This is a genomic window from Cellulosimicrobium cellulans (genome assembly GCF_016907755.1).
Classification (GTDB): Bacteria; Actinomycetota; Actinomycetes; order Actinomycetales; family Cellulomonadaceae; genus Cellulosimicrobium; species Cellulosimicrobium cellulans_D.
The window spans coordinates 3,850,855-3,862,942 of the sequence record NZ_JAFBCN010000001.1 but is presented as its reverse complement, the minus strand read 5'-3'; the positions used below and the strand labels follow the sequence as shown (position 1 = coordinate 3,862,942).

Here is a 12,088-nt window from a genome sequence, read left to right as displayed (position 1 = left end):
ATGCAGTTTCCGGCGGGGTTCTCGGCACGAGGCCCGGCGAACGGCATGAAGGGGCGCACGATGTGGAACATGCTGGACGGGACGGGAGGGGTCTTCCCCTCCGACGCTGAACGAGAGGTGGAGCGCGTGGCACCGGTGCTGCCGCTCTTCGGCGAGCCGGTCGACGACTCGCTCATGGGATGGCAGGAGCGGGCGCTCTGCGCCCAGACGGACCCGGAGGCCTTCTTCCCGGAGAAGGGCGGGTCCACGCGCGAGGCCAAGAAGGTCTGCACGGGCTGCGAGGTCCGCGCGGAGTGCCTGGAGTACGCGCTCGAGAACGACGAGCGGTTCGGCATCTGGGGCGGTCTCTCGGAGCGGGAGCGCCGCAAGCTCAAGCGCCGCGTCGTCTGACGACGAGCGTCGCGGTCCGGCTCGGCGCGCGCGCCGTACCGGGGCACCTCGTGACGGGGCCACGACACCCCGCCACACCGGGGCGCGCAAATGCCGCGCCCGGAGCCGTGTCCGTCGCATGATCGACGGGACATGACTTCCTCCGACCTCACCACGTCCGCGCGCAGCGCACGCCCCGGCGACGTCACCCCGGGGGCGGCCGCGCGTGCCGCCGCGGTGCCGGGTGTCGTCGCGGCACCCGAGATCGTCGCCGCCGTCACCGGGGCGCTGCCCGTGGTCACGACGGTCACGGCCGTGGTCGTCACGCGCGGGAGCACGCCGTTCCTCGCCGCGACGATGGCCGCGCTGCGGGCGCAGACGACGAGTCCGCACGCCGTCGTCGTCGTGGACGCCGCGACGGGTGACGCGACGCGCGAGCACCAGGGCCTCCAGCTGGGGGACGCACGGTTCGTCGCGGCTCCGCGGGCCCGCTCGTTCGGGGACGCGGTCGACGCCGCGCTCGCGCACGTCGAGCCGGGCACGTGGCTCTGGCTCCTCCACGACGACTCCGCGCCCGCGCCGGACGCGCTCGCGGAGCTCCTGCGCGCGGTCGAGCACTCGACCGCGGTCGCGGTGGCGGGACCCAAGCAGGAACGGTGGACGGTCGGCACGGGAGCCGAACCGGTCGCGCCGTTCGAGCCGGGCACGGCGAGCCGCCTCGTCGAGGTCGGCGTCACGACGACGCCCCTGGGGCGGCGCATGACGGGGATCGACAACGACGAGATCGACCAGGGGCAGCACGACGCGCGCGACGACGTGCTCGCCGTCGGTCTCGCGGGCGCGCTCGTGCGCCGCACGGTGTGGCTGGAGCTCGGCGGGACCGACCCCGAGTACGGGCCGTTCGGCGACGGCCTCGACCTGTGCCGCCGGGTGCGCCTCGCCGGGCACCGCGTGATCGTCGTGCCGTCCGCGGTGGTGCGGCACGCGCAGGCGTCGCTCCTCGGCCTGCGGGACCGGCGGCGCGGGGCGACCACGCTCCCCACGCCGGACCCCGACTCCTCCTCCGCCGCGCGGCGTCGGTCGCAGCTCCACGCGCGGCTCGTCGGGGTCGCGGCGCCGTGGCTGCCGTTCGTCGCGCTCGCGATGGTCCTCGGTGCGCCGTTCCACGCCGCGTACCGGTTGCTCGTCAAGCAGCCCGGCCACGCGCGCGACGAGCTGCTCGCCCCGCTGTGGGCCCTCGTCCGGGTCGGGCCCGTGTGGCGCGCGCGGCGTGCGGCCCGGCGCACCCGCAGGCTCCCGCGTCGTGCGCTGCGTCCGCTGCGCGGCACGTGGCGCGAGGTCCTCGCCGAGCGCCGCGACCGCCGCCTGGCGCGTGCGGAGCAGCGACGCACCGCATGGGCGCCGACCGACATCGAGCGGCGGGAGCTGCGCGCGCTCGCCCTGCGGCGGCGTGCGGGGCTCGCCGCGACGGTCGTGGCCCTCGCGGCGTTCACGGCCGTCGTGTTCGGCCCGCTCGCCGGGGCGCTGCTCGCCGGCGGGCGCCTCGTCGGCGGCTCGCTGCTGCCCGCGACGGGCACGCTCGGCGACGTCTGGCGCGCCGCCACGACCGGGTGGGTCACGACAGGGCTCGGCGCGCCCGCCCCGGCCGACCCCTACGTCACGGCGCTCGTCCCCGCCTCCCTGCTCGCGGGCGGCGCGACGCAGACCGCGGTGAACCTGCTGGTGCCGGCGTGCTTCGTCGTGGCGGGACTGGGCGCCTGGTTCGCCGCGGGCGCGCTGGTCCGCTCGGTCCCGGCGCGCGCGTGGGCCACGCTCGTGTGGGTGGCCGCGCCCGCGATGCTCACCGCCGTCGGTGCGGGACGGGTGGGTGCCGTGCTCGTGCACGCCGCCCTGCCGTGGCTCGCGCTCGCGGTCGTCCGCGCGCTCGGGCTGCAGCGTGTCGACGCCGTCGCCCCGGCCACCCCCGACGCCGCGCGCCCGGCCCCGCGGCGCGAGCCGGGGTCGCTCGCCGCGGCGGCGACCGCCGGTCTGCTCTTCGCCGTCGTCGTCGCCGGCGCGCCCGTGCTCCTCCCGGTCGGCGTCGTCGTGCTCGTGGTGGTCGCGGTCGGGGTGCCCGCGCACCGGCGCTACCTCGCCCTCGTCCCCGTCCCCGCCGTCGTGCTCTTCGCGCCGTTCCTCGTGCACGTGGCGAGGACCGCGGGCGACGGCGGGTGGCGCCTCCTCCTCGCTGACCCCGGAGCGCCCGTCGCGGCCACGGCCGCGCCGCCGTGGCAGCAGCTCCTCGGCCTGCCGGTGACGCCCGGCGCCTGGTTCGGCCTCGACGGCTCGGGCGCCGTGGACCTGCTCGCGCGGTGGGCCCCGTTCGCGGCCGGCGCGGCGGTCGTGGCGCTCGCCGTCGTGGCCGTGCTCCGCGGGCGCCGCCTCGCCGTCGGCGCGTGGTTCGTCGCGGCGATCGGCCTCGCGACCGCGATCCTCGCCGGCTCGACCGTCGTCGCGGCCGGGGCGTCGCCGGACGCCCCGGTGACGGGCTGGCCCGGGGCGGGCACCTCGCTCGCGCTCCTCGCTCTCCTCGGCGCCGCGCTCGTCGGTGCGCCGCGCCTGCCCGACGGTGGCGCCCCGCCGTGGCGGACCGGCGCCGTCGTCGCGCTCGGCCTCGTCGTGACGCTGCTCCCGCTGGGCACCGCGGCGTCCTGGACGGCGGGCGTCCTCGACCGGGACGACGCGCGGGTCGGCGACGTCCGCGCGACGACCCAGCCCGTCGTCCCGCCGGTCGGTCGCCAGATGCAGTCCTCCCCGCGTCAGGCCCGGGTCCTCAGCCTCGAGCTCGGCCCCGGCGGGGTGGTCGAGTACGCGGCCCTGCGCTCGGACGGTCCGCAGGCCGTCGACTCCTCGGTCGTCGTGGAGGCGTGGCAGGCCGCGGACCCCGGCGCGACCGAGGGCGAGCTGCCCCGGCTCGTCGCGGAGCTCGTGTCCGGGACGTCGTCCGACGCCGCGGGCGGGCTCGGTCGCCTCGGTGTGGGGGCGGTCCTGCTCCCGGCGAGCGCGGAGCAGGACCAGGCGCGGGCGGAGCTCGTCGCGCGCCTCGACACGGTGCCGGGGCTCGAGCGGATGACCGAGGGCCAGGCGGGGCTGGTCTGGCGCGTGGCCCCCGAGGGCGTCGAACCCTCCTACGCCCGGGTGGAGTCCGCCGCCGGGACGCAGTCGCTCGACGCCGACCGGCAGGCGCTGCGACCGGTCGACACGGCGGTGCCCGCAGGGACCGAGGACCGGGTGGTCGTGCTCGCGGAGAACGCCTCGTCCGGGTGGCGCGCGACGCTCGACGGCCGCCCGCTGGAGGCCGTCGACCCGTCCACCTCGGGCGGGCTCCAGGCGTTCTCGCTCGGCGCCGACGGCGGGCGGCTCGAGGTGTTCCACGCCGCGGACCACCGGTCGGGCTGGATGACGGCGGCAGGGATCACCCTGCTCGTGTACGTGCTGCTCGCGGTGCCGGTGCGGCGCCGGCGGGCGGGGACGAGGTAGCGCGGTGACGACGGAGAACGAGACGGGTCAGGGTCGGACGGTCCCGGACGGTGCGAGCGCCGCGACGCCCCACGGTGGGCGGCGCGGGGTGGTGCGCCGGGTCACGACGACGGGCGCAGGCCTGGTCGCGATGCTCGCGGCCGGTGCCGTGGCCGCGTTCGGGAGCACGGGCGCGACGCTCGTCCCCGCCGCGCCGGTCCCCGCCGACGCGGTCGAGCAGGTCGCCGTCGAGCCGGGCCCGGAGGTCACGGTCTGCCCGGGCCCCGCGCGGCTCACCGACCCGGAGACGGTCGGCGACGCGCAGTTCGGCCCCGCGCCGGTGGGCACCGAGAGCAGCCTGCGCGCCGTCGTGGAGGGCGACGGGTCGGCCGAGCTCGGCGCGTTCGACGGCACGGTGGCGCGTGCCGACACCCGGGCGCTCGAGCCGGCGCCCGAAGGCGACGTCACGGTGAGCACCGTCGCGGACCCGGCCGCGGGCACCGTCCTGACCGTCCGCCCGGAGGAGGGGGCGGCGCCGCGCGTCGCGGCGTCGGTCGGGTCCGTGACGACCGCCGGCGACCTGCGCGGCCTCGCCGCGGCGAGCTGCTCACGGCCCGGCATCAGCCAGTGGCTCGTGGGCGGGAGCACCCAGATCGGCAGCAGCACCCAGCTCGTGCTCCAGAACCCTGGGCTCACGCCGGCGGTCGTGCAGGTCGACGTCTGGGGCCAGGGAGGGGCCGCGGTGCTCTCCGGGGGCGGGCAGCAGCTCGTGGGCCCGGGCGAGGAGGTCGTGACGCTCGTCGAGGCCGCCGCCCCCGAGCAGCGGCGCCTCGTGGTGCACGTCTCGGCGACCGGCGGGCTCGTCTCCGCGTACCTCCAGCACTCGACGCTCGACGGGCTGGTGCCGCTCGGCGTCGACTACGTGGTCCCCGGCGCGGAACCCGCGCACGACCTCGCGCTCGCGGGCGTCGCGAGCGTCGGCGAGGCCGTCGACGACCCGCACGCCCCGCAGCTCCGCCTCCTCGCCCCGGGCGACCAGGCCGGGACCGCGCACGTGACGGTCTACGGCGCGGACGGGCCCGTGCCGCTGCGTGGCGTGGAGGACGTCGCCCTCACGCCCGGGGTCGTCACCGACGTCTCGCTCGGCGGCCTCCCCGCGGGGTCGTACGCCGTGGCCGTGCACGCGGACGTCCCCGTCGTCGCCGGGGCGTCGGTCGACCGGCGGGGCGAGCCGGACCCCGACCTGCTCCACGAGGAGCGCCAGTACGACCGGGCGTGGATCGCGGCACGCGCGCTGGCGCCCGCGGGGGACGACGTCCCGACCGAGGAGGACGACGTGCGCGCCGGGCAGGTCGCGCTCGTCCCGGGCACGTCGTCCGTCCTGACGCTGGCGGCCGTGCCCGCCGCGGGTGCGGAGGAGACGGCCGACGGTGCGCTCGAGCTCCGGGTACGCGCCTACGACGACGCCGGGGCGGAGGCCGGCGCGACGACGGTGAGGCTGCCCGCCGGCACGACGCAGACGCTCGACCCCAGCACGCTGCGGGCGAAGGGCTCGGACGCGACGGTCGCGGTCGTGACGGTCGACGTCGTCAGCGCCCGCGGAGACCTGCACCCGTCATGGTCGGTCACGGCGAGCGTCGGTCCGCCGAGCGGGGACGACGGCGACGAGGCGCCGAGCCTGCTCTCGGTGCTCCTGCCCGTCGTCGACGCGCCGGCCCCCGGCACCGTCGCGGTCCGCGCCTCGGACACCGCGGGCCTCGGCGGCTAGGAGCCGCGGCTCAGCGGTCGCCGGTGTACCGGGGGTCGATCTCCTCCGGGGTGCGCGCGAGCAGGTGGGCGACCTGCTCCACGAGCACGTCGCGGACCAGGTCCTCCAGGTCCTCGGCGTCGAACGCACGGGCCTCGACCGGTCGACGGTAGACGACGATGCGCGCGGGCTGTCCCGACTCGGCGGGGAAGCACCGGCCGAGCGGCACGCCGCCGTCCTCCCAGGGCGCGGGGTCCGACGGCGGGACGTCCTCGACCGCGAACTCCGTCCCGCGGAGCTGCTTGGCCCACGACTGCTCGACCCGTTCGACGACGTCGACGACGACGTCGTCGAACTTCTCCGCCCGCGTGCGGCTCGCCGGTGCGGTCGGTGGCAGGAGCGGACCGCGGATCCCGCGACCACGACGGTCCCGACGCCGCGGGACCGGGCCCTGACCGCCCGGTCCGGGCGCACGGGGCGGGATGACGAGCTCGTCGAACGAGACGGGGGGCGGGGCGGGGGCCGCCCGGCGCGACCAGCGGTCGCGGGCCCGGCGCCCCTTGCCGGCGGGCTCGGGCCGCGAGCCCGGGGACGGAGTGTTGCCACGCACACCACGACTCTAGCCCGCCGACGCCCGGCGCAGCGCGCCCACCTGCGGTGGCGCGGGCACCAGGACGGCGTGTGCCGGCCCCACGACACGTCCGGAGGGCGTAAGGTCAGCGCGTGAGATCCGTCAGGCAGTGCTCGCGCACGGCGTGCGTCCGTGCCGCCGTCGCGACCCTCACCTACGTCTACGCCGACTCCACGGCGGTCCTGGGCCCCCTCGCGCACCTCGCCGAGCCGCACAGCTACGACCTGTGCGCCGAGCACGCGGAGCGGCTCACCGCGCCGCGCGGCTGGGAGGTCGTGCGCCTGTCCCCGCAGTTCGTCGAGACCGGCCCGAGCGACGACGACCTGTCGGCGCTCGCGGACGCGGTACGCGAGGCGGGCAAGGTGCGGACGGAGCCCGAGCCGCCGGACGTCACCGAGGTGGGACGACGCGGCCACCTGCGCGTGCTGCGCGCCGAGGGCGACTGACCCGACGCACCCCCGCGCTCCCGCCTCGGTAGGGTGGACGGCGTGACGACCGACCTCTCCCACCTCATCAAGGCGTACGACGTCCGCGGCACCGTCCCGGACCAGCTCAACCCTCAGGTGGCGAAGGCCGTCGGCGCGGCGTTCGCCCGGGCGGTCGTGCTCCCCGAGGCACCGACCCCCGCAGGCGACGCGCCCGCCCGGGCGCGCGTCGTCATCGGGCACGACATGCGGGACTCCGGGCCGGAGCTCGTGGACGCGTTCGCGGCCGGGCTCACCGAGGCGGAGGTCGACGTCGTGCGCATCGGGCTGTGCTCGACGGACGGGCTCTATCACGCGTCGGGCGCCCTCGGTGTGCCCGGTGCCATGTTCACGGCGAGCCACAACCCCGCCGCGTACAACGGCATCAAGCTGTGCCGGGCCGGCGCGCGGCCCGTCGGGCAGGACTCGGGGCTCGCGGAGGTCCGCCGCCTCGCGGAGGGCTATCTCGACGACGGCCTGCCGGTCGTCGCGGACGAGCAGGGCACGGTCACCGACCGGGACACGCTCGCGGACTACGCGCAGTTCCTGCGCTCGCTCGTGGACCTGTCGGGGATCCGGCCGCTCAAGGTCGTCGTCGACGCGGGCAACGGGATGGGCGGGTACACCGTCCCCGCGGTGCTCGGCACGGGCGCGGGGCTGCCCGTGCTCCCGCTCGACGTGGTGCCGCTGTACTTCGAGCTCGACGGCACGTTCCCGAACCACGAGGCCAACCCGCTCGACCCGAAGAACCTGCTCGACCTGCAGGCCGCCGTCGTCGAGCACGACGCCGACCTCGGGCTCGCGTTCGACGGCGACGCGGACCGGTGCTTCGTGGTCGACGAGCACGGCGACCCGGTGTCGCCGTCGGCGATCACGGCGCTCGTCGGGCTGCGGGAGGTCGCGAAGGAGGTCGAGGCCGGGCGCACGCCGACCGTGATCCACAACCTCATCACGTCGCGCGCCGTCCCCGACTTCCTCGGGGCCGCCGGCGCTCGCACGGTGCGCACGCGCGTGGGCCACTCGTTCATCAAGGCGCAGATGGCGGAGAACGACGCGGTGTTCGGCGGCGAGCACAGCGCGCACTACTACTTCCGCGACTTCTTCTTCGCGGACACGGGGATGCTCGCGGCGATGCACGTGCTCGCCGCGCTCGGGTCGCAGCCGCACCCCCTCTCGGCGCTCGCCGAGATGTACGAGCCGTACGTCGCCTCGGGCGAGATCAACTCGACCGTGGCCGACGTGCCCGCCGCCCGGGCGCGCGTCGTCGAGGCCTACGTGACGCAGCAGGGCGGCGGCCCGGTCGAGGTCGACGAGCTCGACGGCCTGACCGTCTCGCACTGGGACGCCCACCCGCAGTGGTGGTTCAACCTCCGCGCCTCGAACACCGAGCCGCTGCTGCGGCTCAACGTCGAGGCCGCCGACGAGGACATCATGGAGAAGGTGCGCGACGACGTCCTGTCGCTCGTGCGCGAGACTCGTTAGGGGAACGTCCGAACCACCGCTACTCTCAGCGCACCCTGTACAACCGCTGAGAGGAACTCAGAATGGCAACACCCCTGCGGGGCGCGGACCTCGACCGCCGCACCCCCGTCCGCGCGCGCCGCGTCGCGCGTGCGCTCCTCGCCTCCACGCTGGCGCTCACCGTGGTCGGTGGCGTGGCCGCTACCGCGGGGGCGGAGCCCCTCCCCGGTCCGGGCGCCACCACGCTCGGCGAGCAGTCCGGTGAGGTGAGGTCGTTCCAGGACCTCCTCGCGTCACGTCTGACCCCGGAGCATGAGGCCGAGCTCGAGCAGCGCGTCCAGGCCTTCGCGGCCGCCGGGACCGAGCGGGTAGCGGGCAAGGACCGCTACCAGACGGCGGTCGCCGTCTCCGCCGCCTTCGACCCGGGTGTCCCGGTCGTCTACGTCGCGAGCGGCACGGGCTTCGCCGACGCGTTGAGCGCGGCCCCGGCCGCCGCGGTGCAGGGTGGCCCGCTCCTGCTGGTCCAGCCGAACGGCGTCCCCACGGTCGTCGCGGACGAGCTGGCACGCCTCGCCCCGCAGCGCATCGTCGTCGTGGGCGGCTCCGGCGCCGTCTCGAACGCGGTGTACAGTCAGCTCGCGGCCTACACCCCCGCGATCCGTCGTGACTCGGGGGCCGACCGGTACGCGACGTCGCGCCTCGTGAGCGAGCGCGCGTTCGCCGGGTCCCCCGTCGGGGTCGCGTACCTCGCGACCGGCGTGGACTTCCCGGACGCGCTCTCCGCGGGCGCGGTGGCCGGCGCCTACGGGGTCCCCGTCGTCCTGGTCAACGGCAAGGCTCCCGGCGTCGACGCGACGACCAAGCAGCTGTTCCAGACGCTCGGAGTCGAGGCCGTCGGTATCGCCGGGGGCTACGGTGCGGTGAGCGCCGGCATCGAGGCCGACCTGCTGGACGAGCCGTACATCAACGGGGCGGTCGCCCGGTTCGCGGGCAAGAACCGCTACGAGACGTCGGTGGCACTGAACCAGGGCGTCTTCGAGTGGGCGACCGGGGCATTCCTCGCGACGGGCTCCGGGTACGCGGACGCGCTCGCGGGCGCGGCGGCCGCCGGCGCACTCCCCCTTCCTCTGTGGGTGGTCCCGAGCACGTGCGTCCCCGGCGGCGTGCTCGACGACGGTGCGGCGCTCGGCGTGACCACGTACTTCCTGCTCGGAGGGCGTGGGGCGCTGGGGGACGGCGTCGCGGCACTGTCGCGCTGCTGAGCGCTGGGGACGGTAGGCCTGGAGCGGATCGGTTCCAGGCCTGCCCTCCCCTCGTACCGCGCATCGACGGTGCAGTCCCCGCCTCTCGTGAGCTCCTGCATCCTCGGTGAGCCGTCGGCGGATTACGTTCGTCACCTCAGCCCTGGCGGCTGGCCTCCGGGGCCGCCGCCTCCCGTCCGATAGATGAGGCCCAGATGCATCCCAACTGCCTTCGCACGACAGCGACTCCGCACGTATTCCGACGGCACCCACGCGTCGCGCGTCGGCTCGTGGCCGTCGCCGGAGCGCTCGCACTTCTCCTGGCGGCACCGACGGCGGCTTCCGCGGGCGCGGCCGTGGACGTCCGCACGACCGGCGCGGCAGGGGATGACGGCGCGGCTCTCGGCCCTGCCGACACGGATCCTGTCCTCAACCCGACGACCGCGCGTCTCGCCGGCGCGGATCGCTACGAGACGGCGGTCGCGATCTCGAGAGCGGGGCATCCCGAGGGCTCGCCTGTCGTCTACGTCGCGAGCGGTGTGGGCTTCGCAGACGCGCTGAGCGCCGGCCCGGCGGCCGCCCATGCGGGTGGCCCGCTCCTGCTCACCCCGTCGTCCGCGTTGCCCAGCGTGATCCGCTCCGAGATCGAACGGCTGGCACCGGAGCAGATCGTCGTCGTGGGGGGTGAGGGCGCGGTGTCCGCCGACGTCTACGCGAAGCTCGCCGCCCTGGCGCCCGACATCCGGCGCGACTCGGGTCCGGACCGCTACGCGACGTCGCGCGTCGTCAACGAGCGGGCGTTCGGAGGAGACGGTCCGTTCACGGTCTCGCTCGTCGCGACGGGTAGGGACTACCCCGATGCGCTCTCGGCCGGTGCGACCGCCGGGGCCTGGGGCGTCCCGGTGATCCTCGTCGACGGGCTCGCTTCGCGCGCTGACGCCGAGACGAAGGCCCTCCTCCAGCGCCTGGGCATCCGTGGGGTGCACATCGTCGGGGGGACGGGTGCCGTGACCGCAGGAGTCGAGAAGGACCTCGGGACGGTTCTCGTGGACGGCGTCGCCCGCCAGGCGGGGAGAGACCGGTACGAGACGTCGGTGCGGGTCAACGCGGCGGTCTTCGGCTCCGCGGACGAGGCGCTCCTCGCCACCGGCGGCGACTTCGCGGACGCGCTCGCCGGCGCGGCGCTCGCCGGCTCTGTCCCCATGCCGCTGTGGGTGGTTCCGAAGACGTGCGTCCCGAAGCTCACGCTCGGCGAGGGGCGCTACCTCGGCGTCACCCGGTACACGCTCCTCGGCGGTCGCGGAGCGCTGGACGACCGCGTCGCGAGCCTCGACCAGTGCTGACTCGACGGCCCGGGCTTCTCTCGCGGCAACCCGTAGACTCACGAAGGCGCTGTATCTGGAGACGACGAGGAGCGAGCATGAGCCTGCAGATCGACCCCTGGGTGCGCGAGGCCCTGCGCTGCCCCGTGACGGGCGCGCGGCTCGTGGACGGCACCGGGCCGACCGGAGAGCCCGAGCTGCACTCCACCGACCCCGACCGCCCGCTCGCGTACCCGGTGCGCGACGGGATCCCGGTCCTGCTGGAGGACGACGCGCGCCCGCTGTGACCGTGCTCGTCGGTCCGACGACGCGCCGAAGGCCGGCTCCCCCTCGGGGAGCCGGCCTTCGGCGTCGAGCAGGGCGGGTCAGACGCCCGCGGACTCCTTGAGGTCGTCGACGAACGTCGGGTTCGCCTCGAGCCACGCCTGGACGGCCGCGGCCTCGTCGGCGTACTCGTCGGAGTTGAACATCATGTTCTCGAGCGAGAAGAGCTGCTCGTCGTCCAGGGTGAAGGCGCCGAGCAGCTTGGTCAGCGTCGGGTAGCGCTCCTCGAAGTCGGACGAGCCCCACATGTGGATCTTCTCGGCCTCGCCGAGCGCGCCCTCGGGGTCCTCGAGGTCGCGGACGGGGAACTCGTCGTAGGCCCAGTGCGGGCGCCAGAGCGTGACGGCGATGTTCTCGCCCGCGTCGGTCGCGCCCTTGAGCTCGGCGAGCATCGCGGGGGTCGAGGAGATGGAGTAGTCCATGCCCTCGAGGCCGTAGGTCGGGATGACCTGCTCCTGGGTGATCTCGGTCAGGCCGGCGCCCGCCTCGATCCCGACGAGCTTGTTGCCGTACTCGTCGGCCATGCCGGCGAGGTCCTCGAGCGACTGCGCGGGCGAGTCCTCGTTCACCGCGACGGTGAGCTTGGCGTCGTCGTACCAGTAGCCGAGGTCGGTGACCTCGTCGCCGTACTTCTTCTCGTAGGAGGCGTGCGTGTAGGGGAGCCAGACGTCGAGCGTGACGTCGAAGTCCCCGCCGGCCAGCCCGGTGTAGATGACGCCGACGTCGGCGGTCTGGGAGGAGACGTCGTAGCCCTCCTCCTCGAGGATCGCCGTCCACAGGTGGGAGACGGCGATGCCCTCGTCCCAGCCGGACGGGATCCCGATGGAGACCGAGGTCTCGTCCTCGCCCGTGGACGACGCCCCGTCGTCGGCGCCCGACCCGGAGTCGGAGGCGCAGGCGGTGAGCGCGAGGCCGAGGACGGCGGTCGCTGCCACGGCGGCGGAGCGGCGGGCGGTGCGGCGGGTGGTGCGGGTACGTGCGGGGGTCATGCTGTCCTTCCGTGGGTCCGGGCGGACCCGGTCGGTGTGCCC

The 12,088-nt window shown here is 75.9% G+C and carries 10 protein-coding genes; 8 read left to right on the top strand and 2 right to left on the bottom strand.

What is annotated here, in order from left to right:
- Positions 1 to 60 precede the first annotated feature (60 nt).
- From JOE63_RS16765 to JOE63_RS16755, 3 genes are all read left to right on the top strand, one after another.
- Positions 61 to 390, top strand: a complete 330-nt coding sequence (locus tag JOE63_RS16765) for a WhiB family transcriptional regulator (protein ID WP_082141085.1) — start codon at positions 61 to 63, stop codon at positions 388 to 390.
- Between the two features lie 132 nt (positions 391 to 522).
- Positions 523 to 3,888, top strand: a complete 3,366-nt coding sequence (locus tag JOE63_RS16760) for a glycosyltransferase (RefSeq protein ID WP_204542694.1) — start codon at positions 523 to 525, stop codon at positions 3,886 to 3,888.
- A gap of 4 nt (positions 3,889 to 3,892) precedes the next feature.
- Positions 3,893 to 5,635, top strand: coding sequence for a DUF5719 family protein (locus JOE63_RS16755; protein ID WP_204542692.1), 1,743 nt, complete (start codon positions 3,893 to 3,895; stop codon positions 5,633 to 5,635).
- 10 nt (positions 5,636 to 5,645) lie between these two features.
- On the opposite strand, the gene JOE63_RS21730 is transcribed toward JOE63_RS16755, so the two are convergent.
- Complete coding sequence (locus JOE63_RS21730) at positions 5,646 to 6,224, bottom strand: metallopeptidase family protein (protein WP_307840181.1); 579 nt, start codon at positions 6,222 to 6,224, stop codon at positions 5,646 to 5,648.
- Between the two features lie 113 nt (positions 6,225 to 6,337).
- On the opposite strand from JOE63_RS21730, the gene JOE63_RS16745 reads away from it, so the two are divergent.
- The 5 genes from JOE63_RS16745 to JOE63_RS16725 all read left to right on the top strand — a co-directional run bounded on the left by JOE63_RS16745 (position 6,338) and on the right by JOE63_RS16725 (position 11,020).
- Positions 6,338 to 6,691: a DUF3499 domain-containing protein gene (locus JOE63_RS16745; protein WP_047232115.1), complete on the top strand. Its 354-nt coding sequence runs from the start codon at positions 6,338 to 6,340 to the stop codon at positions 6,689 to 6,691.
- Between the two features lie 42 nt (positions 6,692 to 6,733).
- A complete protein-coding gene (locus tag JOE63_RS16740) occupies positions 6,734 to 8,191 on the top strand; it encodes a phosphomannomutase/phosphoglucomutase (protein ID WP_087472477.1) in 1,458 nt (485 codons plus the stop codon).
- 62 nt (positions 8,192 to 8,253) lie between these two features.
- Complete coding sequence (locus JOE63_RS16735; protein ID WP_204542690.1) at positions 8,254 to 9,432, top strand: cell wall-binding repeat-containing protein; 1,179 nt, start codon at positions 8,254 to 8,256, stop codon at positions 9,430 to 9,432.
- A gap of 269 nt (positions 9,433 to 9,701) precedes the next feature.
- A complete protein-coding gene (locus tag JOE63_RS16730; protein ID WP_157759439.1) occupies positions 9,702 to 10,754 on the top strand; it encodes a cell wall-binding repeat-containing protein in 1,053 nt (350 codons plus the stop codon).
- 77 nt (positions 10,755 to 10,831) lie between these two features.
- Positions 10,832 to 11,020 (top strand): Trm112 family protein, encoded by a 189-nt coding sequence (locus JOE63_RS16725; protein ID WP_087469567.1) that lies wholly within the window; start codon positions 10,832 to 10,834, stop codon positions 11,018 to 11,020.
- 78 nt (positions 11,021 to 11,098) lie between these two features.
- On the opposite strand, the gene JOE63_RS16720 is transcribed toward JOE63_RS16725, so the two are convergent.
- Positions 11,099 to 12,046: a glycine betaine ABC transporter substrate-binding protein gene (locus tag JOE63_RS16720; RefSeq protein WP_087469566.1), complete on the bottom strand. Its 948-nt coding sequence runs from the start codon at positions 12,044 to 12,046 to the stop codon at positions 11,099 to 11,101.
- Between the last annotated feature and the right edge of the window lie 42 nt (positions 12,047 to 12,088).